The sequence below is a fragment of the Pelomonas caseinilytica genome (assembly GCF_021353235.1).
Classification (GTDB): domain Bacteria; phylum Pseudomonadota; class Gammaproteobacteria; order Burkholderiales; family Burkholderiaceae_C; genus Pelomonas; species Pelomonas caseinilytica.
The window spans coordinates 105,547-126,317 of record NZ_JAJTWT010000007.1; the positions used below are offsets into that span (position 1 = coordinate 105,547).

A 20,771-nucleotide genomic window follows, 5' to 3' on the forward strand; every position below is an offset into this window, starting at 1 on the left:
CCTCAGCCCAGCTTGTTCGGACAATCGGGCTTGAGGCAGCTGGCGTACAGGGCCAGCGAATGTTCCTGCAGCTGGAAGCCGCGCTCACGCGCAATGGCGTGCTGGCGCTCCTCGATGCCGGCGTCGTAGAACTCCTCGACCTTGCCGCAGTTCAGGCAGACGAGGTGGTCGTGGTGATGGCCCTCGTTGAGCTCGTAGACGGCCTTGCCGGTCTCGAAATGGTTGCGGCTGAGCAGCCCCGCCTGCTCGAACTGCTGCAGCACCCGGTAGACCGTGGCCAGACCGATGTCGGCCCCCTCGCCGAGCAGGGCCTTGTAGACATCCTCGGCGGTCATGTGGCGCTGGACCGAGCGCTGGAAGATCTCCAGGATCTTGATGCGCGGCAGCGTCGCCTTGAGGCCGCTGTTCTTGATGTCGCTGGTCTGGTTCTTGGGAGGGGAGCTGGGCATGGCGGGAGGCGCGGCAGGCCTGAAGGAGCCCCCGCTAGAATCCGCCCGATCATAGCCAGCCGGTTCGCCGGCAGGCGCCTTCCGTCCCTTCTCCAGCCGCCCCATGCGACCCCTGCTTGCCTCTCTTCCGCTGCTCGCGCTGCTTGGCGGCTGCTCCATCATGCCCCGCTGGGACTCCCTGCCCTCCATCACCGGCGAAAAGGTGCTGGGGTTGATGACGCCCTACCGCGTCGAGGTCGTGCAGGGCAATGTGCTCACCAAGGAGATGGTGGCGCGCGTCAAGCCCGGCATGCCCAAGGCCCAGGTGCGGGACCTGCTCGGCTCGCCCCTGCTGACCGACGTCTTCCACGAGTCGCGCTGGGACTACCCCTTCACCATCCGCCGCCAGGGCGCGCCCTACCAGCAGCGCCTGGTCGTCGCCCTCTTCGACGGCGACCGCCTGAAGTCGCTGGAGGTCCCCGACGACCTGCCCTCCGAGGTCGACTTCGTCGCCTCGGTGAACACCTTCCGGCCCAGCAGCAAGGAGCCCAAGCTGCAGCTGACCGAGGCCGAACGCGAAGCCCTGCCGCCGCCCAAGCGCAGCGCCGAAGCGGCGCCGACCGCCGCGGCCGAAGGCCCCGCGCCGGGCCGCGTCTACCCGCCTCTCGACGCGAAGGCGGGAGCCGGCTCGTGATCCGCGTCGCCATCGCGGGCGCCGGCGGGCGCATGGGCAAGATGCTGGTCGAGGCCGTCGACGCCGCCGACGACTGCACCCTGCACACCGCCATGAACCGCGAGTCGGACCTGCGGGCCAGCCTGGCCGGTGCCGACGTGCTCATCGACTTCACCCGCCCCGAGGCCACGCTCGCCCACCTGGCCGTCTGCGCCGAGCTGGGCGTCAAGGCCGTCGTCGGCACCACCGGCTTCGACCCGGCCCAGAAGGCCGAGATCGCCCGGCTCGCCGAGCGCACCGCCATCGTCTTCGCGCCCAACATGAGCGTGGGCGTCAACGTGGTGCTCAAGCTGCTGGACATGGCCGCCCGCGCCATGAACGAGGGCTTCGACATCGAGATCGTCGAGGCCCACCACCGCAACAAGGTCGACGCGCCCAGCGGCACCGCGCTGCAGATGGGCCAGGTCGTCGCCGACGCCCTCGGCCGCGACCTCAAGGCCTGCGCCGTCTACGGCCGCGAAGGCGTCACCGGCGTGCGCGCCCCCTCCACCATCGGCTTCGCCACCGTGCGCGGCGGCGACATCATCGGCGACCACACCGTGCTCTTCGCCGGCACCGGCGAGCGCATCGAGATCAGCCACAAGGCCAGCAACCGCACCATCTACGCCCAGGGCAGTCTGCGGGCCGCGCGCTTTCTCGCGAGCAGGTCGAAGGGCCTGTTCGGCATGAGCGACGTGCTGGGCTTCGCCGCATGAGCGGGCGCACGCGGGCCGAGCGCCGGGCCGCCCCAAGCCGGCCCGCATCCCCGCGGGGGATCGGCCGACGTACTCGTCGGCCGAGGGGCTGACATATGGGTGGTTTTGCGGACTTCTGGGCCCAGAGCGACCTCGTCGGCCGCGCCGTCGCCCTGCTGCTGCTGGCCATGTCCGTCAGCGCCTGGGCGCTGATCCTCTGGAAGACCTGGCTGCTGCGCCGCGCCCGCCGCGGGCTGGTGCGGGCCGTGCCGGCCTTCTGGGCCGCGGCCGACGTGCCCGAGGGCCGCAACGCGCTGCAGAACTTCGACACCGAGGGCCTGCTGCTGCCGCTGCTGGACGCCGCCACCGCCGAGACCCACGGCGCCACGCTGGACGCCGCCGGCCGGCGCGAGTCCCGCCTGACCCGCCGTCTGCGCGACGCCCTGCACGCCGTGCTGGCCCGGCTGCAGTTCGGCCAGGTGCTGCTGGCCTCCATCGGCGCGACGGCCCCCTTTGTCGGCCTCTTCGGCACGGTCTGGGGCATCTATCACGCCCTGGTCAGCATCTCGGCCAGCGGCAACATCACCATCGACAAGATCTCGGGCCCGGTCGGCGAGGCGCTGATCATGACGGCCGCGGGCCTGGCCGTGGCCATCCCGGCCGTGCTGGCCTACAACGTCTTCGGCAAGCTGGTGGCCGCCTGCGAGGCCGACCTCGAAGGCTTCGCGCACGACCTGCGCGAACTTCTGGACCACGACTGATGGCCTTCGGTCGGCTCGAACGACCTGATGCCGCTCGTCCCATGAGCGACATCAACATGACGCCGCTCATCGACGTGATGCTGGTGCTGCTGGTCATCTTCATGATCACGGCACCGCTGATGACGGCCTCGCTGCGCCTGGACCTGCCCAAGAGCGAGGCGGCGACGCCGAGCGACGCGCCAAGTTTCATCGGCGTGGCCATCACGCCCGACGGCAAGCTGCACCTCGGCGACGACGAACTCGACGCCAAGACCTTCCAGCAGCGCATCGCTGAGCTGGGCCGCGCCAATGCGCAGATGGAAGTGCAGCTGCGCGCCGACCGCGCCGTGCCCTACGGCCAGGTGGCCGAGCTGATCGGCTGGGTCCAGGCCGCCGGCCTGAACCGCATCGCCTTCGTCGCGCAGGCACCGGCATCCGCGCCCTGAGCGAAAGGTCGGGCAGGAGGCCCCACCTACAATTTGGCCAAACTAGACAGCCCCCACGCTCGCCGTTGCTCGCTGCCCCCGAAGGGGGTGCGTCAGGGGTTTCGGGCGGCCGGGCACCCCTGACATGAACGCCAAGACCGAAGCGCCCAGCTACAACCCGACCGAGATCGAAGCCGCCGCCCGAGCCTACTGGGCCGAGCGCGACGCCTACCGCGTCACCGAAGACGCCAGCAAGCCGCACTTCTATGCCTGCTCCATGCTGCCCTATCCGAGCGGCAAGCTGCACATGGGCCACGTGCGCAACTACACGATCAACGACATGCTGGCCCGCCAGCTGCGCATGAAGGGCTACAACGTCCTGATGCCCATGGGCTGGGACGCCTTCGGCCTGCCGGCCGAGAACGCCGCGATGAAGGGCAAGGTGCCGCCGGCGCAGTGGACCTACTCCAACATCGCCTACATGAAGGGCCAGATGCAGGCCATGGGCCTGGCCATCGACTGGAGCCGCGAGGTCGCCACCTGCGACCCCCGCTACTACAAGTGGAACCAGTGGCTGTTCCTGAAGATGCTGGAGGCCGGCATCGCCGAGCGCCGCACCCAGGTCGTCAACTGGGACCCGGTGGACCAGACCGTGCTCGCCAACGAGCAGGTCATCGACGGCCGCGGCTGGCGCTCCGGCGCCCTTGTCGAGAAGCGCGAGATCCCCGGCTACTACCTCAAGATCACGCAGTACGCCGAGGAGCTGCTCTCGGCCGTGGCCAACCCGGAGGACCCCAACTACCTCAGCGGCTGGCCCGAGCGCGTGCGGCTGATGCAGGAGAACTGGATCGGCAAGAGCCAGGGCGTGCGCTTCGCCTTCCCGCACACCATCGACGGCGGCGGGCGGCTGTGGGTGTTCACGACCCGCGCCGACACCATCATGGGCGTGACCTTCTGCGCCGTCGCTCCCGAGCATCCGCTCGCGGCCTTCGCGGCGAAGAGCAGGCCCGAGGTCGCCGCCTTCATCGAGGAATGCAAGGCCGGCGGCACGACCGAGGCCGAGCTCGCCACGCAGGACAAGAAGGGCGTGCCCACGGGCCTGTTCGTCATCCACCCCCTCACCGGCGCCCAGGTCGAGGTCTGGGTCGGCAACTACGTGCTGATGAACTATGGCGACGGCGCCGTGATGGGCGTGCCGGCGCATGATGAGCGCGACTTCGCGTTCGCGAAGAAGTACGGCATCGAGATCAAGCAGGTCGTCGCCGTGGAGGGCGAGACCTTCACCACCGACGCCTGGGCCGAGTGGTACGGCGACAAGACCCGCGGCGTGTGCGTCAACTCCGGCGTGCTGGACGGCCTCTCCCACGCCGACGCGGTCGACAAGGTGGCCGAGCTGCTGGCGGCCGAGGGCCTGGGCGAGAAGAAGACCACCTGGCGCCTGCGCGACTGGGGCATCAGCCGCCAACGCTACTGGGGCACGCCGATTCCGATCATCCATTGCGATGACTGCGGCGTCGTGCCCGTGCCCGAGAAGGACCTGCCCGTCGTGCTGCCCGAGGACCTGATCCCGGACGGCAGCGGCAACCCGCTGAACAAGCACGCCGGCTTCCTGAATGTCGACTGCCCGAGCTGCGGCCGGCCCGCGCGACGCGAGACGGACACCATGGACACCTTCGTGGATTCGTCCTGGTACTTCATGCGCTACTGCGACCCGACCAACGACCAGGCCATGGTCGGCGCCGGCACCAAGTACTGGATGCCGATGAACCAGTACATCGGCGGCATCGAGCACGCCATCCTGCACCTGCTGTACGCGCGCTTCTGGACCAAGGTGATGCGCGACCTGAAGCTGGTCGACGTGTCCGAGCCGTTCCAGAAGCTGCTGACCCAGGGCATGGTGCTCAAGGGCGCCTTCTTCCACAAGCCTGAAGACGCCGGCAAGAACTACTACTGGGAGCACGAGGTCGACGTCATCCGCAACGAGCACGACGCGATCATCGGCGGCACCTTGAAGGCCGACGGCACGCCGTTGACCTACGAGATGACGACCATGTCCAAGTCCAAGAACAACGGCGTGGACCCGCAGGCCCTGATCGACCAGTACGGCGCCGACACCGCCCGCCTGTTCGTGATGTTCGCGTCGCCGCCCGAGCAGACGCTGGAGTGGAACGACGCCGCCGTCGAAGGCGCACACCGCTTCCTGAAGCGCGTATGGAACTTCGGCGTGCGCCACGCCGAGGCCATCAAGGCCGGCGGCAGCGACTTCGCCGCGCTGAACGGCGACGGCAAGGCCCTGCGCCGCGAGGTGCACAACGTGCTCAAGCAGGTCAGCTACGACTACGAGCGCATGCAGTACAACACCGTCGTCTCCGGCGCGATGAAGCTGCTGAATGCACTCGAAGGCTTCAAGGCGGAAGGCCAGGCCGCGGCGGTGCGCGACGGCTTCTCGGTGCTGCTGCGCGTGCTCTACCCGGCCACGCCCCACATCGCCCACCAGCTCTGGCAGGACCTCGGCTTCGCGGCTGAACTCGGCGACCTGCTCGACGCGCCCTGGCCCACGGTCGACGAGGCCGCCCTCGTGCAGGACGAGATCGAGCTGATGCTCCAGGTCAACGGCAAGCTGCGCGGTGCCGTCAAGGTGCCCGCCTCGGCGGACAAGGCCGCCATCGAGGCTGCGGCCCTGGCGACCGAGGAGTTCGCCAAGTTCGGCGAAGGCAAGCCGCCCAAGAAGGTCGTCATCGTGCCGGGCCGCCTCGTCAACATCGTGGTCTGAACGCGATGGACCGCCGCTTCGCACTGCTCGGCCTTGCGGCCCTCGCCGGCTGCGGCTTCGAGCTGCGCCACGAGCCCGAGCTGCGCTTCAAGACCCTGGCGCTGACCGGCTTCCCGCCGGACTCGCCGCTGGCCCTGGGCCTGAAGCGCCAGCTCAAGCGCACGCCGGTGCAGCTCGTCGACGACCCCAACCGGGCCGAGGTCGTGCTGGAGGTGCTGCGCGAGTTCCGCGACCGCACCGTCGTCGCCTCCACCAGCGTCGGCCAGGTGCGCGAATGGCAGCTGCGCCTGCAGTTCGACTACCTCATCCGCACGCCGGCCGGCGAGTTGCTGGTGCCCAAGGTCGAGCTCCGCCTGGCCCGCGACATGAACTACACCGAGACCGCCGCCCTGGCCAAGGAGCAGGAGGCAGCCAACCTCTACGGCGCGATGCAGTCCGACGCCATCGCGCAGGTGATGCGTCGCCTGGCCGCCGTGAAGTTGCCCGCCTGAAATGAATCCAAAACAAAGCCACAGAGGCACAGAGACACAGAGGGAGCACCAAGCCGCCTTCTCTGTGTCTCTGTGCCTCTGTGGCTGTGTTCTTTGCAGGAGTTGACATGCAGCTCCGCCCCGAAGCACTCGCGGCTCACCTCGCCAAGGGCCTGGCCCGCATCTACACCGTCCATGGTGACGAGCCGCTGCTCGCCCAGGAGGCGGCCGACCAGATCCGCGCCGCAGCCAAGGCCCAGGGCTTCGGCGAGCGCCAGATCTTCACGGTCAGCGGCGCCTACTTCGACTGGGCGCCCGTGCTCGCGGCCGCCCAGGCCATGAGCCTCTTCGCCGAGCGCCAGTTCATCGAGATCCGCATCCCGAGCGGCAAGCCGGGCAAGGATGGCTCCGAGGCCCTGCAGCGTTATGCCGAGGCGGCACCGGACGACGTGCTGACCCTCGTGACGCTGCCGCGCCTGGACAAGACCCAGCTGTCCAGCGCCTGGTTCACGGCCCTGGATGCGGGCGGCGTGTCGGTGCGCGTCGAGCCCGTCGAGCGCCGCGCGCTGCCGGCCTGGCTGGCCCAGCGGCTCAAGGCCCAGGGGCAGTCGGTGCCTGAGGGCGAGGACGGTCAGAAGGCGCTGGCTTTCTTCGCCGACCGCGTCGAGGGCAACCTGCTCGCCGCCCATCAGGAGCTGCAGAAGCTCGCCCTGCTGCACCCCCCGGGCGAGCTGACCCTGGCCGACATCGAGGCGGCCGTGCTGGACGTGGCGCGCTTCGACGTCTTCAAGCTCAGCGAAGCCGTGCTGTCGGGCGCCGTGCCGCGCCTGCTGCGCATGCTCGATGGCCTGGAGGCCGAGGGCGAGGCGGCCGTGCTCGTGCACTGGACGCTGGCGGAGGACGCCCGCGCGCTGGCCCGGGTGCGCAACGCGCTGGATGCCGGCAAGCCCCTGCCGATGGCGATGCGGGAAGCGCGCGTCTGGGGCGCCAAGGAGAGGCTGGTGGAACGCATCGCCCCGCGCCTCGAATCGGCCCAGGCGGGCCGCCTCGTGCAGGCGGCCCAGGTCTGCGACGGCCTGGTCAAGGGCCTGCGCCATCCGGACTGGCCGGCCGACCCCTGGGCCGCGCTGCGCCGCTTCGCATTGATGCTGGCCGAAGCCGCCAGCGGGAAAACCGGGGCAGTTCTCACGGTCCGCTGAACGCGATTGGGCTATCGTCCGGGCGGGAGCCTCTCCGCCATGCCGCCACGCCCACTGACTGCCCTGCTGCTTGCACCGTTCGCGGCCGCAGCCGTTCCCGTGACCGTCCAACTGCGCGGCCCCGGCGACCAGCCGCTGGCGGGCGCGGCGGTCGCCGTCGAGGTCAAGGGGCGCACGGGCCGCACCAGCACGGCCAAGGCCGAGATGGGCCAGCGCAACCGCCAGTTCACGCCCCAGGTGCTCATCGTGCAGACGGGCACGGCGGTCGCCTTCCCGAACTTCGACACGGTGCGCCACCACGTCTACTCCTTCTCGCCCATCAAGGTCATCGACATCAAGCTCTACTCCGGCACGCCGGCCGAGCCCATCGTCTTCGACAAGCCGGGCGTGGCCGCGCTGGGCTGCAACATCCATGACCGCATGAGCGCCCATGTCGTCGTCGTCGACACGCCGACGTTCGCGCGCACCGACGCCCAGGGCCAGGCGAGTTTCGACCTCCCGCCCGGTGAACACGTGGTGAAGGCCTGGCATGCCGGCCAGAAGTCGCCCACGCTGCAGGCCGTGAAGCTCGACGTGCCGGCCGCCGGCGGCACGAGCGTGCTGACCCTGGCCGAGTGACGCCGCGGCCATGCCCTCCTGGCTGAACCTGCGCCGCCTGGAAGGGCGCATCGTCGCCCTCTTCCTCGGCCTGCTGCTGCTGGTGCAGCTGGTCAGCTTCGGGGTCATCCGCGCCAGCATCACCCACAACGCGGACACCTCCCTCGCCGCCGAGCTGCAGACCGGCGAGCGGCTGCTGCGCCGTCTGCTCGACCAGCGCGCCAGCAAGCTGCGCGACACAGCCGAGCTGCTGGCCAAGGACTACGGCTTCCGCAGCGCCGTCGGCCTGTCGCTGGCCGAGGCCGGCACCGTCGAGACCATCAAGGACGCCCTCGCCAACCAGGGCGAGCGCATCGGCGCTGCCGTCGTTGCCTACTTCGACGGCGAGCTCCGCCTCGTGGCCGCCACGCGCGATGGGGCCGAGCCCTTCGGTGGCGTGCTCAAGGCCCTGGTGGCCAGCAGCGAGGGCAGCGCCCTGTCGGTGCAGGACGGCCACGCCTACCAGGTCGTCGCCGTGCAGGTGCGCACGCCCGCCCCGGTGGGCTGGGTGCTGATGGGCTTCTCCCTCGATCGCGAGGTGCTGGACGACCTCAAGGCCCTGTCCGACCTGGACGGCGTGGTGCTGCTGCAGCCACCCAGGCGGGGCTGGACCCCGCTCGTCGGCACCCTCGACGGCCAGGCCAACGCCGCCTTGCAAGCCAGCCTCGGCGCCGACTCGCCGGGCGACGGCGTGCTGCAGCTCGCGGGCGAGCGGCTGCGCACCCACTTCGTGCCGCTGCTGCGCGGCGAACCTCGCCTGGGCGTGGTGTTGCTGCGCTCCCTGGATGCGGCGCTGGCGCCCTACCGGGAGCTGCAACTCGTCCTGCTCGGCCTCACGGTAGTAGGCGTGCTGGTGTTCGCCAGCCTGAGCGTGCTGCTGGCGCGCGGCATCAGCGGGCCCATCACGGCGCTGTCGGGCTCGGCGCGGCGCCTGGAGGGCGGCGACTACGACACCCCCGTGCCGGCAGCGTCGCGAGTGGAGGAAGTGCATGAGCTGGCCGTCGCGCTGGAGAGCATGCGCGAAGGCATACGCCGCCGCGACGCCCTGGTGAACAACCTCGCCTACGTCGACCCGCTGACCCTGCTGCCCAACCGCGCCCGGTTTGCCGAGTTCCTGCAGCACCACCTCGACCACAGCGACACGCCGGGCGCCGTGCTGATGCTGGACCTGGACCGCTTCAAGCACGTCAACGACGTGCTGGGCCACGACGTGGGCGACCGGCTGCTGCAGTCGGTGGCCGAGCGGCTGCGCGCCCTGTGCGCGCCGGCCCACTCGGTGCTGGCGCGGCTGTCGGGCGACGAGTTCGCCATCCTGCTGGCCCGCACCGACGCGCGCGCAGCCAGCGAGGCGGCGCTGGCCATCCTCAAGGACTTCGAGCAGCCTCTGCAGCTCGACGACGAGACCATCGACCTCGGCGCCGGCATCGGCATCGCCCTCTTCCCCGAACACGGCCGCGACGTCAACGTGCTGCTCGGCCGCGCCGAGCTGGCCATGTATGCCGCCAAGACCCGGCAATGCGGCAGCCTGATCTACCACGCCCAGCTCGACGTCGGCAGCCAGGAGTCGCTGTCGCTGCTGTCCGAACTGCGCCGTGCGGTGGAGAACGACGAGCTGCGCCTCTTCCTGCAGCCCAAGATCGACCTGCAGCAAGGCCGTGTCGTCGGTGCCGAGGCCCTCGTGCGCTGGCAGCATCCGCAGCGCGGCCTGGTGCCGCCGATGCAGTTCATCCCGTTTGCCGAGCAGACCGGCTTCATCCGCATCCTCAGCGCCTGGATGCTTGAGGGTGCGGCCCGCTTCTCGCAGCAGGCGCGCGAGGCCGGGCTGGCGCTGCGCCTGTCGGTCAACCTGTCCACCCGCGACCTGATGGACCAGGAGCTGCCCGCCAAGATCGAGGCCATGCTCGCGCCGCTGCAGGTGGCGGCCGACTCCCTTTGCCTGGAGATCACCGAGAGCGCCATCATGGACGACCCCGAGCGGGCCCTGTCCACGCTGGAGCACCTGCACGCCATGGGCCTGAAGCTGTCCATCGACGACTTCGGCACGGGCTATTCGTCGCTGGCCTACCTGAAGCGGCTGCCCGTGGACGAGCTCAAGATCGACAAGAGCTTCGTCATGGCGATGGAGCGCGACCTCGACGACGCCCGCATCGTGCGCTCGACCATCGAGCTCGCCCACAACCTCGGCCTCTCGGTCGTCGCCGAGGGGCTGGAGACCCTCAAGGCCTGGGCCCTGCTGGCCAAGCTGGGCTGCGACGAGGGCCAGGGCTACTTCGTCTCCAAGCCCATGCCGCAGGAGCAATTCGTCGCCTGGGCCCAGGCCTGGCAGCCGCCCGACATCTCGGCCGTGACGGCCGAGAGCCTGATGGCGAAGCTGGATTAGGCGCCGTCTTCCAGCGCCTCGCACAGGGCCGTGAGCCCGGCGCGCACCGTCTGCAGGCGCACCGCCTGGCGGTCGCCGCCGAAGTGTTCACGCCACACGCGCGCCGGGTGGCCGGCCCTCACGAGGGCCAGCCAGACGGTGCCGACCGGCTTGGCCGCGCTGCCGCCGGTGGGCCCGGCGATGCCGGTGACGGACAGCGCCCAGTCGATGGGCGCATGGGCCAGCAGCCCCCGCGCCATGTGCTCGGCCACCTCGCCACTGACGGCGCCGTGCAGGTCGATCAGCCCCTTGGGCACGCCGAGCAGCTCGACCTTGGCCTCGTTGCTGTAGCTGACGATGCCGCGCTCGAACCACTGGCTGGACCCCGCCAGGCTGGTACAGGCCGCGGCGATGAGGCCCCCGGTGCAGGACTCGGCGGTACCGATGCGCTCGCGCCGCCGCATCAGGGCCAAAGCGATGCGGTCGATCAGTTCGGTCTCTTCGGCAAACATGGCCTACCCCAGCAGCGCGCAGACCAGCGCGATGACGGCAAGCGTACAGCCGGCGGCGACGAAATCGTCGATCAGGATGCCCAGGCCCTGCCGCCAGCCGATGGCGGCGCCGCGCTCGGACTTGAAGAGCCGGTCCGCCCAGCCTACCGGCCCGGGCTTGGCGGCGTCGAAGAAGCGGAACAGGCCGAAGGCCACCGCCTGGCCGAGCCAGGTCGAGGGGGCGATCAGCCAGAGGATGAGCCAGAAGGCCAGCACCTCGTCCCAGACCACGGCGCTGGGGTCGGGCGTGTTCAGGTGGCGGGCGGTGACCGTGCAGGCCCACCAGCCGACGAGGGTGCCGATGCCGATGAGCAGCGCCCAGGCCAGATCACCCATCCACGGGGCGATGAGCCAGAAGACCAGCCAGGCCCAGAGCGTGCCGACCGTGCCTGGCGCCTTGGGCGACAGGCCGCTGCCGAAGCCGAGCGCGATCCAGCGGGCCGGATGGCGGAGCATGAAGGCCGGCGTCGGCCTCACCGGTGCGGCGCTCATGGCTTGAAATGGTCGAAGGACCGCAGGCCGTGGTCGACCCGCTCGCCCCGTGCGTCGACGACGCGCAGGCCCGGCTCGACCTCGATGACGCCGACGCGGGTCAGCGCCACGCCCACGTCGGGCAGGCGCGCGCCCGGCGGCGCCGTGAAGACCAGTTCGTAGTCGTCGCCGCCGGCCAGCACGCAGGTGCGCTGCAACTCCACCGGCTGGGCGGCCAGCACGGCGCTGCGCGGCAGGGCGTCCACGTCCACCCGCGCACCGACGCCCGAAGCGGCCAGGATGTGGCCGAGGTCGCCGAGCAGGCCATCGGAGACGTCGATGGCCGCCGTGGCGATGCCGCGCAAGGCCTGGCCCAGGGCCAGCCGCGGCGTCGGGCATTCCATCGCGACGCGCACCGCCTCGAAGCCGCGGCCCTCGAGGGCCACCGTACCGCGGAAGGCCTCCAACGCCAGCCGCGCATCGCCGAGCCGCCCCGACACCCAGACCTCGTCGCCGGGCCGCGCGCCGCGGCGCAGCAGGGCCTGGCCCGCCGGCGCCTCGCCGAAGACGGTGATGCACAGGTTGAGCGGGCCCTGGGTGGTGTCCCCCCCGATCAGCGGGCAGCCGCTGGCGTCGGCCAGGGCCCACAGTCCAGCCGAGAAACCGGCCAGCCAGGCTTCGTCAACGCGGGGCAGGGCCATCGCCAATGTGAAGCCTCGCGGCGTCGCGCCGCAGGCGGCGAGGTCGCTGAGGTTGACGGCCAGGGCCTTGTGGCCCAGGCGCCCCGGGTCCACCGTGGACAGGAAATGCCGCCCTTCCACGAGCATGTCGCTGGAGACCAGCCAGCGCGCGCCCGGCGTCGGCGCGAGGACGGCGCAGTCGTCGCCCACGCCCAGCTCGACGCCGGCCGCCGGGGGTCGCAGGAAAAAGCGCCGAATCAGTTCGAACTCACCCATGGCCCGCATTGTCGGCTTGTGGACATCCACAGCGACCGAGGCCGACCGCGGTGGCATGATTTCATCCCCGCCGGCCTTCGATCTCCCCGCCATGCCCAGCCCAGAAGAAAAACGCGCCCAGCTCCGCCAGGCCGCCCTCGAGTACCACGAGTTCCCGACGCCGGGCAAGATCGCCATCGCGCCGACCAAGCAGCTGATCAACCAGCGCGACCTGGCCCTGGCCTATTCGCCGGGCGTGGCCGCCGCCTGCGAGGAGATCGTCGCCGACCCGGCCAACGCCTTCCGCTACACCTCGCGGGGCAACCTCGTCGCCGTGGTCACCAACGGCACGGCCGTGCTGGGCCTGGGCGACATCGGGCCCCTGGCCTCCAAGCCGGTCATGGAGGGCAAGGGCGTGCTGTTCAAGAAGTTCGCCGGGATCGACGTCTTCGACCTCGAAGTGGCCGAGCGCGACCTCGACAAGCTCGTGGACTGCATCGCCGCGCTGGAGCCCACCTTCGGCGGCATCAACCTCGAGGACATCAAGGCGCCCGACTGCTTCTACGTCGAGCGCAAGCTGCGCGAGCGCATGAAGATCCCGGTCTTCCACGACGACCAGCACGGCACGGCCATCGTCGTTGGCGCGGCCTTCCTCAACGGTCTCAAGGTCGTCGGGAAGGACATCAAGAAGATCAAGCTGGTCACCTCGGGCGCGGGGGCCGCAGCGCTGGCCTGCCTGGGCCTGCTCGTCAAGCTCGGCCTGCCTCGCGAGAACATCTGGGTGACCGACCTGGCGGGCGTCGTCTACCAAGGCCGCACGGAGTTGATGGACCCGGACAAGGCCACCTTCGCCCAGCCGACCGAGCAGCGCAGCCTGCGCGAGGCCATCGCCGGCGCCGACGTCTTCCTGGGCCTGTCGGCCGGCGGCGTGCTCAAGGCCGACATGGTCGCGACCATGGCCGACAAGCCGCTGATCTTCGCCCTGGCCAACCCCACGCCCGAAATCCTGCCCGAGGAGGTCCAGGCCGTGCGCGGCGACGCCATCATGGCCACCGGCCGCACGGACTACCCCAACCAGGTCAACAACGTCCTGTGCTTCCCCTACATCTTCCGCGGCGCCCTGGACTCGGGCGCGACCACCATCAACGTCGAGATGGAGATCGCGGCCGTGCAGGCCATCGCCGAGCTGGCGCAGGCCGAGCAGAGCGAGGTGGTGGCCGCCGCCTACGTGGGAGCGACGCTGTCCTTCGGCCCTGAATACCTCATCCCCAAGCCCTTCGACCCGCGGCTGATGATGCGCATCGCCCCCGCCGTGGCCAAGGCGGCGATGGACTCCGGCGTGGCCGCCCGCCCCATCACCGACTGGGACGCCTACCGCGAGAAGCTGCAGAGCTTCGTCTACGCCTCGGGCAACACCATGAAGCCCATCTTCACCGCGGCCAAGCGCGCGCCCCACAAGCGCGTGGCCTATGCCGAGGGCGAGGAGGAGCGCGTGCTGCGCGCCGCGCAGGTCGTCGTCGACGAGGGCCTGGCCCGCCCGACCCTGGTCGGCCGGCCGGCCGTCATCGCCGAGCGCGCCGAGCGCTTCGGCCTGCGCCTGCAGCAGGGGCGGGACTACGACGTCGTCAACGTCGAGCACGACGACCGCTACCGCGACTACTGGCAGACCTACCTGCGCATGACCGAGCGCAAGGGCGTGACCCAGCAGCTCGCCAAGATCGAGATGCGCCGGCGCCTGACGCTGATCAGCAGCATGCTGCTGCACAAGGGCGAAGTCGACGGCATGCTCTGCGGCACCTGGGGCTCCACCGCCACCCACCTGCAGTACATCGACCAGGTCATCGGCAAGCGCGCCGGGGTCAAGACCTATGCCTGCATGAACGGCCTGATCCTGCCGGGGCGCCAGGTCATGCTGGTGGACACCCACGTCAACTACGACCCGAGCGCCGAGCAACTGGCCGAGATCACCATCCTGGCCGCCCAGGAGATGTGCCGCTTCGGCCTCAGCCCGAAGGCGGCGCTGCTCTCGCACAGCAATTTCGGCACCAGCAACTGCCCCTCGGCCGTGAAGATGCGCGACACCCTGGCCCTGGTCCAGCAACTCGCGCCCTGGCTGGAAGTCGACGGCGAGATGCACGGCGACACGGCCCTGGACGCCGCCTACCGCAAGCAGCTCATGCCGCACAGCCCCCTCACCGGCGAGGCCAACCTGCTGGTCCTGCCCAACATCGACGCCGCCAACATCTCCTACAACCTGCTCAAGACGGCGGCCGGCGGCGGCATCGCCATCGGCCCGGTGCTGCTGGGCGCCGCCAAGCCGGTGCACGTGCTGACGCCCTCGGCGACCGTGCGGCGCATCGTCAACATGACGGCCCTGACCGTGGCCGACGCCAACGCCGCCCGGGGCTAGCCGCGCTTGCGGGGGGAGAACCGGCGATGCGGCCGGACTCCCCCAATTGACAGAAGTTTTCAGCCGGAAAACTTCGTCATGAATCGGTCATAGGCTCAATAAAAACAGGCACTTGCAGGAGTGTGAGCACAGGCTCACATGAGGCAATTCCAAACTTCGGCGCCGGGAGCCGGCTTGAGCTTTCGGGGTCGCTTCGGTACCATATCGGTTTTCCGTTCAGGGTAAACCCGTGTTTTTGCTCTCGTGGCTGGCGCGCTCAGGCGCTTCGGCGGTCACCACCGCCCTGCTGCTTTCCGGTTTGGCCGGAGGTGTGCAAGCCAAGGAAGCCTCTCCCACCGCTACGCCCGCTCTGGCCGAAGTTGCGCTGAGCGAGCTGCCCGTCCAGGCTCAGGAAACCCACCGGCTGGTGCTTGCCGGCGGCCCGTTTCCCTACTCCCAGGACGGCGTGGTGTTCGGCAATCGCGAGCGCCTGCTACCCCGCAAGGCGCGCGGCTTCTATCGCGAATACACGGTCAAGACCCCTGGCGCGCGCAACCGAGGCGCCCGCCGCCTGATCTGCGGCGGCACGCCGCCGACCGCGCCTGAAGTTTGTTATTACACCGACGATCACTATGCCAGCTTCAGGCGCATTCGCGCCGGGGCGGCGCGGTGAAGGTCGGGACAGCGCGAGTTTTGGCAGTTTTGTGACTTGAAAGGAGGAACGCGACCATGCTTTTGCAGACCGTCCGTCCCAATATCGTGCAGGCCATACGGGCCTACCGGGTCGAGGACTTGATGCAGGCCGCTCAAGAAGCGGGCCAGCATTTCCTGTACGCCAACCTGTCGGAGGCGCAGTCCAAGCAGGACGTGCTCGACGGCATCGCGCAGGCCTTCCTCTTCCCCGCTCACTTCGGCAAGAACCTGGACGCCCTGCATGACTGCATGACCGACCTCGTCCACAAGGCCGGCAGCCAGCCGGGCTTCGTCGTGGTGCTGGAGCAGTTGCCCGACAACGTGCGCTTCGACCGCGAGGCCCGCGAGCAGTTGCTCGACGTCTTCCGCGACACGGCCGACTACTGGGCCGACCGGAAGGTGCCATTCCGGTGTTTCTATTCTTTTCAGTAGCCCGCTCCCAAGAAAACGGGTCATGGGAGCGGGCTGCTGAGGTGGCCCCGGTGGTTGAGAAACCGACCAAGAGCGCGAAGTCGACGATTGGCAACCCCAACTTCGGCATGAACATGCCGATGATGTGCAGTGCCTTCGACACGTCCATGTGGCTGAACGCCGCTTGAACGACTCACCCCCTACCGGCTGACGCCGGCCCCCTCAAGGGGGTGCAGTCAGTGGCCCGGCGAAGCCGGTTCCACGACTGCTGCTGGAGGAGACAAAGCCCGCCTTTTCAGGCGGGCTTTGTCGTTTCTGGGGTTTGAGCCTGCACAGCGAGCGCGAGAGCGACGAACTCGGCCACCGGCACTTCCTCGGCGCGGCGCTGCAGGTCGAAGTGGCCCGAGTAGCCACGTTCGGCGAGCCAGCGGCCCAGGCTGTGGCGCAGCAGCTTGCGGCGCTGCGAAAAGGCGCTGGCGACCAGCGCGCCCAGCAGGGCCGGGTCCACGGCCGGGGGTGTCTTCAACGGCAGCATGCGCACGATGGCCGAGTCGACGCGGGGCGGGGGGTCGAAGGCCTCGGGCGGCACGTCGAGCACCGACTCGATGTCGTAGCGCCACTGCAGCATCACCGACAGCCGGCCGTAGTCCTTGCCGCCCGGGGCGGCGGCCATGCGGTCCACCACCTCCTTCTGCAGCATGAAGTGCTGGTCGACGACGACGTCCACCGCCTCCAGCAGATGGAAGAGGATGGGCGTGGAGATGTTGTAGGGCAGGTTGCCGACGACGCGCAGCTTCGCGCCCTTGGCTTCGCTGAGCGCCTGGAAGTCGACCTTGAGCACGTCGCTCTCGATCACTTCGACGTCGTCCCGCTTGCGCAACCGTGCCGCGAGGTCGCGATCCAGCTCGATGACGGTCAGCGGCTTGTGACGCTGCAGCAGCGGCAGCGTCATCGCGCCCAGGCCGGGCCCGATCTCGACCAGGGTGTCGCCCGGCTGCGGGTCGATCAGGTCGACGATGGCCTCGATCAGCGCGGTGTCGGTCAGGAAATGCTGGCCGAACCGCTTGCGCGGCACGTGCGCCTTCACGCCGCCCCGCCACCCGAAGGCCGCAGGGCCCGGGTCACTCCAGCCATTCCCGGACTTCGACGAAGGCCTTGGCGCGCAGGTCGCTCACCCACTCCTTGTAGGCCTCGTCGTACTTCTGCTCGCGCAGGGCCGCGCGGGCCTGCTCGCGCAGCTGCTTCATTTCCACCTCGACGGTGCGGCGCTCCAGTACCTGGATCAGGTGGACGCCGAAGCGCGACACGACCGGGCCGGAGATGCCGCCCAGCGGCAGAGCGTTCATCGCCTCCTCGAACTCGGGCACGAAGCCGCCGGCGCCCATCCAGCCGAGATCGCCGCCCGCCGAGGCGCTGCCGTCCTCGGAGTTGTCGCGGGCGACCTGCTCGAACTTGACCTGGCCGGACTCGATCTGGCGCTTGAACTCGGCCAGGCGGCGGGCGGCCACCTCGACCGGCAGCTGCGGCGACACGCGCAGCAGCACGTGGCGGGCATGGGTCTGCACCGTCTGGTTCAGGGAGGCGGCGCCCTGGCGCTCGACGACCTTGAGGATGTGGAAACCGGCGCCGCTGCGCAGCAGTTCGGGCGCGACCTGGCCGCTCTTGAGGTTGCGCACGGCGTTGACGAAGATGTCCGGCAGGCGGTCGGCGGGCCGCAGGCCGATCTCGCCGCCCCGGGCCTTGTTGCCGTCCTCCGAGACCTCGCGGGCCACCTTGGCGAAATCCTCGCCGCCCTTGACGCGGGCCAGGGCCGCCTCGGCACGGGCGCGGCGCTCGGCGACGACGGCCTCTGGAGCGCCCTCGGGCACCGACACCAGCACCTGGGCCAGGTTGATCATGCCGCCCTCTTCGAGCGCCGCGCGCTTCTTGTCGAGGTAGGCGTCGATCTCGGCGTCGGTCACCTTGATGCGGCCCTGCACCTCGCGCTCGCGCACGCGCTCGGTCATCATCTGGTCGCGCAGGTTCTCGCGGAAGCTCTTGTAGTCGGTACCGTCGAGCTTGAGGCGCTCGCGCAGCTGGTCCATCGTGAGCTTGTTCTGGGCCGCGACGTTGGCGACGACGCGGTCCAGTTCCGCCTCGTCCACGCGCGGGCCGTTCTCGCGGGCATAGGTGACGAGGACGCGGTCCTCGATCAGCGCCTCCAGCGCCTGCTTGCGCAGCCCGGTCGTCTCGGGCATCACCTCGCCGCGCTGGCGGGCCTCCTGGCGCAGGCGCTCGGTGCGCTGGATGACCTCGCTGGCGGCAACCACGTCCTGGTTGACGACGGCGGCGATGTAGTCCCCCGGCTGCAGCGTGGGCGTCTGAGCCGAGGCGTTCAAGGCTGCCAGGGCCAGAACAAGGGGAACGAAGCGATGCATCATGGTAGGAAGTCTGAACTCGGTGAGCGGTCGGAGCTCAGCCTGCGGTAACCGGGCACATTGTCCTTCAAGACCTTGAGGGCGTTCGATCCAAGCTGTGACAGGCCCACCAGCTCCAGTTGCAGCATCAGCCGGGTGTTGGCCTCGGCCCGCCCGGTGGACAGGCGCTCGACGCCCCAGCGCAGCACCCAGCAGCCGGCGTCGTACTCGAAGCCCATGACCGAATCGGTCAGCCGCTTGTCGCGCAGCGAGTACTGCACGCGCCCGGCGCTGTACCAGGCGCCCCCGCAGGACTTGCTGTCGGCCCCCCGCGAGGTGACCGGCGTCCCGTAGATCGGCCACTGCCAGGCCAGCTCCACCTGCTCGCTCTGCGCGCGGGCATAGCGGTAGGCCATGCTGACCGTCTTGAACGGCCCCGGCGAATACCGGGCCCGCATGACAGAGCGCACCGAGCGGTTGGTCTCGGGGTTGAACTCCAGCGTGCCGTCGGCCCACCACTTCTCGTCGAGATGGGCCGCCGCAGCCAGCAGCAGGTCGGAGAAGCGCTGGGTGACGGGCTGGCCGTCGGGCGTGACGAACTGGTCGCGGAACAGGAAGCGCTGCACCGCGCCCAGGCGCAGGATCTCCTCGCCCTGGGCCGCGCTGACCCAGCGGCTGGTGGCGCCGACGCTCACGGCATGCAGGTCCGACACCCGGTCGATGCCCGAGAAGGGGTTATCGGTATAGATGGAGTCAAAGTTGAAGTCCTTGGCCGCGGCGTCGAAGTTGGGCAGGTTGGCCTGGTCGCGGAAAGGCGTGTTCACGTAGAGCAGCCGCGGCTCCAGGCTCTGGCGCATGTCGCGGCCGAAGAGCGTGGTGTCGCGCTCGAAGACCCAGCCATGGTCGATGCTCAGCGTCGGAATGACGCGGCCCATGCGGCGGCGGCCGTCCGCCTGGGGGCGGTCCAGGTCGTAGGCCGCGGCATTGACGGAAACGCGCGGAATGAACCACCAGGCCTCGCCGCCCACCGGCGCGGCCACGTGGCCCAGGGCATGCACCCGCTGGCCGCCGCGCGCCTGGGCCGCCAGGGCCGAGCCGGGCAGGTCGAAGCGGTTGTACTCCAGCTCCAGCCCGCCCTCCAGCCGCGCCTTGCGGCCCCAGGGGCGGAAGCTGTCGAGCACCGCCTCGTCGGCCGCCGTCGTCACGCGCACGCCGATCTGCGGACTGCGCTGGTAGGGCGAGTCGAACTGGGCGAGGGCGTCGGTGCCCTGCAGGGTCTGCCAGCGCTGCAGCCGGGCGTAGGTGTCGATGACGCCCCAGGAGAGCTCGCGCTGCCGGCTGATGTTGAAGTCGCTGGCCAGCAGCCGCGGCGTCTGGCTCTCGACGCGGCGCGACATGTCCTTCCAGTAGTCGTCGTCGGACACGCGCTCGCTCTTGAGCCGGTAGCGCCAGTCGCCGAAGCGGCCGTCGTTGTTGAGCTTCAGGTCCCAGCGCGAATGGCCGAAGACGCGGTCGCTGGGCAGCAGGTCGAGGTTGATGCGGCCGGCGTGGCCGGGCTCCAGGTAGCGGAACTCGCTGTCCAGGCCCACGCCGCGCTTGGTCATGACGAAGGGCGTGAAGGTCGCATCGCGCTGCGGCGCGATGTTCCAGTAGTAGGGCACGCCGAACTCGAGGCCGCTGCGGTTGTCCAGGAAGATGTTGGGCGGCAGCCAGCCCGACTTGCGCGCCGAGCTGAGCGGAAAGCTCAGCGACGGCGCCGCCAGGATGGGCACGCCCAGGAAGCGCAGCACGGCACCGTCGGCCTGGCCTTCGTTGGCGGCCAGGTCCATGCGCAGCTGCCGGGCCGAGATCTGCCAGTCCGGCTCCTGATCGCCCGACGCCGGGCAGCTGCTGTAGGTGCCGCGGGTGGCGCTGATGTGCTCGTTGTCGATGAACTTGACGACGTCGGCCTTGCCGGCGCCGCCGGTGGCCGCCAGGAAGAAGCTCGGCGTCAGGAACTCGCCCTCGAAGCGGGCGACGTACATCTGCAGCAGCGGCCCCGTGAACACATTGCCCTGGTGGTTGATGCGCACATGGCCTTCGGCCCGCGCCAGGTCGTCCACGACGTTGTAGTTCAGCTTGTCGGCGTTGAGCGTCAACTCGCCGTAGCGCAGCTCGACGCCGCCCTCGGCCTGGGCGCTCTGGTCGACCTGGGCCGACACCTTGCCCCCGCTGATCACCAGCGCCGGCTTGGCCGCCGACTTGGCCGGCGCCCCGAGCACGCGGCTACCGTGCAGCTTGAGCGCATCGTCGCTCGCGGCCTGCTGGGCCGAAGCCGAACCCCAGGCGCAAAGGGCCAGGGCGATCAGCGAGGGCAGCGGAGCGGGTGTCGGGAGGCGTGACGAGCGCGGCACAGGCGGCAAAGGCTCGGAGTAGGACTCGAAATCGGAGGATGCCGGGGCCGGCGATTCTTAGAATTTCATTATCCACGAGGCCCCCTGCCTCCCTG

Annotated in this window: 19 protein-coding genes; 12 read left to right on the forward strand and 7 right to left on the reverse strand. The window is 69.8% G+C overall.

Going from position 1 to position 20,771, the window contains the following annotated elements:
* Nucleotides 1–2: 2 nt before the first annotated feature.
* Nucleotides 3–449, reverse strand: a complete 447-nt coding sequence (gene fur / locus LXT12_RS17265; protein WP_233393527.1) for a ferric iron uptake transcriptional regulator — start codon at nt 447–449, stop codon at nt 3–5.
* Between the two features lie 103 nt (nt 450–552).
* Here fur and LXT12_RS17270 point away from each other — a divergent pair, with 103 nt between their 5' ends.
* The 9 genes from LXT12_RS17270 to LXT12_RS17310 all read left to right on the forward strand — a co-directional run bounded on the left by LXT12_RS17270 (nt 553) and on the right by LXT12_RS17310 (nt 10,458).
* Nucleotides 553–1,122: an outer membrane protein assembly factor BamE gene (locus tag LXT12_RS17270; protein ID WP_233393528.1), complete on the forward strand. Its 570-nt coding sequence runs from the start codon at nt 553–555 to the stop codon at nt 1,120–1,122.
* Nucleotides 1,119–1,856, forward strand: a complete 738-nt coding sequence (gene dapB / locus LXT12_RS17275; RefSeq protein WP_349255034.1) for a 4-hydroxy-tetrahydrodipicolinate reductase — start codon at nt 1,119–1,121, stop codon at nt 1,854–1,856. Before LXT12_RS17270 ends, dapB begins: the two co-directional genes overlap by 4 nt.
* 95 nt (nt 1,857–1,951) lie before the next feature.
* Nucleotides 1,952–2,596, forward strand: coding sequence for a MotA/TolQ/ExbB proton channel family protein (locus tag LXT12_RS17280; RefSeq protein ID WP_233393529.1), 645 nt, complete (start codon nt 1,952–1,954; stop codon nt 2,594–2,596).
* Nucleotides 2,596–3,021 (forward strand): ExbD/TolR family protein, encoded by a 426-nt coding sequence (locus LXT12_RS17285; protein ID WP_233393530.1) that lies wholly within the window; start codon nt 2,596–2,598, stop codon nt 3,019–3,021. Before LXT12_RS17280 ends, LXT12_RS17285 begins: the two co-directional genes overlap by 1 nt.
* A 124-nt stretch (nt 3,022–3,145) precedes the next feature.
* Complete coding sequence (gene leuS / locus LXT12_RS17290) at nt 3,146–5,773, forward strand: leucine--tRNA ligase (protein ID WP_233393531.1); 2,628 nt, start codon at nt 3,146–3,148, stop codon at nt 5,771–5,773.
* Nucleotides 5,774–5,778: 5 nt separating this feature from the next.
* Nucleotides 5,779–6,264 (forward strand): LPS-assembly lipoprotein LptE, encoded by a 486-nt coding sequence (locus tag LXT12_RS17295; RefSeq protein WP_233393532.1) that lies wholly within the window; start codon nt 5,779–5,781, stop codon nt 6,262–6,264.
* A gap of 107 nt (nt 6,265–6,371) precedes the next feature.
* Nucleotides 6,372–7,442, forward strand: coding sequence for a DNA polymerase III subunit delta (gene holA, locus LXT12_RS17300; RefSeq protein ID WP_233393533.1), 1,071 nt, complete (start codon nt 6,372–6,374; stop codon nt 7,440–7,442).
* Between the two features lie 39 nt (nt 7,443–7,481).
* Nucleotides 7,482–8,060 (forward strand): methylamine utilization protein, encoded by a 579-nt coding sequence (locus LXT12_RS17305; protein WP_233393534.1) that lies wholly within the window; start codon nt 7,482–7,484, stop codon nt 8,058–8,060.
* A 10-nt stretch (nt 8,061–8,070) separates the two neighbouring features.
* A complete protein-coding gene (locus tag LXT12_RS17310; RefSeq protein ID WP_233393535.1) occupies nt 8,071–10,458 on the forward strand; it encodes a putative bifunctional diguanylate cyclase/phosphodiesterase in 2,388 nt (795 codons plus the stop codon).
* On the opposite strand, the gene LXT12_RS17315 is transcribed toward LXT12_RS17310, so the two are convergent.
* From LXT12_RS17315 to thiL, 3 genes are read right to left on the reverse strand one after another with little or no spacing between them, the layout of a single operon-like run.
* Nucleotides 10,455–10,949 (reverse strand): CinA family protein, encoded by a 495-nt coding sequence (locus LXT12_RS17315; protein WP_233393536.1) that lies wholly within the window; start codon nt 10,947–10,949, stop codon nt 10,455–10,457. The two genes, LXT12_RS17310 and LXT12_RS17315, sit on opposite strands and share 4 nt — an antisense overlap.
* Before the next feature lie 3 nt (nt 10,950–10,952).
* Nucleotides 10,953–11,480, reverse strand: a complete 528-nt coding sequence (locus tag LXT12_RS17320; RefSeq protein WP_233393537.1) for a phosphatidylglycerophosphatase A family protein — start codon at nt 11,478–11,480, stop codon at nt 10,953–10,955.
* Complete coding sequence (gene thiL / locus LXT12_RS17325; RefSeq protein ID WP_233393538.1) at nt 11,477–12,415, reverse strand: thiamine-phosphate kinase; 939 nt, start codon at nt 12,413–12,415, stop codon at nt 11,477–11,479. Before thiL ends, LXT12_RS17320 begins: the two co-directional genes overlap by 4 nt.
* 91 nt (nt 12,416–12,506) lie before the next feature.
* Between thiL and LXT12_RS17330 the strand changes: the two genes are divergently transcribed.
* The 3 genes from LXT12_RS17330 (at nt 12,507) to LXT12_RS17340 (ending at nt 15,908) form a co-directional block, all read left to right on the forward strand.
* Nucleotides 12,507–14,804, forward strand: coding sequence for an NADP-dependent malic enzyme (locus tag LXT12_RS17330; protein WP_233393539.1), 2,298 nt, complete (start codon nt 12,507–12,509; stop codon nt 14,802–14,804).
* Between the two features lie 229 nt (nt 14,805–15,033).
* Nucleotides 15,034–15,456, forward strand: a complete 423-nt coding sequence (locus tag LXT12_RS17335) for a guanyl-specific ribonuclease (RefSeq protein ID WP_414708905.1) — start codon at nt 15,034–15,036, stop codon at nt 15,454–15,456.
* Nucleotides 15,457–15,512: 56 nt separating this feature from the next.
* On the forward strand, nt 15,513–15,908 hold the full coding sequence (locus tag LXT12_RS17340; RefSeq protein ID WP_088482711.1) for a barstar family protein: 396 nt from the start codon (nt 15,513–15,515) through the stop codon (nt 15,906–15,908).
* Nucleotides 15,909–16,182: 274 nt separating this feature from the next.
* Here LXT12_RS17340 and rsmA read toward each other — a convergent pair whose 3' ends face one another.
* The 3 genes from rsmA to LXT12_RS17355 are packed head-to-tail and all read right to left on the reverse strand — an operon-like array spanning nt 16,183 to nt 20,676.
* Entirely contained in the window at nt 16,183–16,962 is a 780-nt protein-coding gene (rsmA, locus tag LXT12_RS17345) for a 16S rRNA (adenine(1518)-N(6)/adenine(1519)-N(6))-dimethyltransferase RsmA (RefSeq protein WP_233393540.1), read from the reverse strand.
* A gap of 46 nt (nt 16,963–17,008) precedes the next feature.
* Entirely contained in the window at nt 17,009–18,307 is a 1,299-nt protein-coding gene (locus LXT12_RS17350) for a peptidylprolyl isomerase (RefSeq protein WP_233393541.1), read from the reverse strand.
* A complete protein-coding gene (locus LXT12_RS17355) occupies nt 18,304–20,676 on the reverse strand; it encodes an LPS-assembly protein LptD (RefSeq protein ID WP_233393542.1) in 2,373 nt (790 codons plus the stop codon). Before LXT12_RS17355 ends, LXT12_RS17350 begins: the two co-directional genes overlap by 4 nt.
* Nucleotides 20,677–20,771 lie beyond the last annotated feature (95 nt).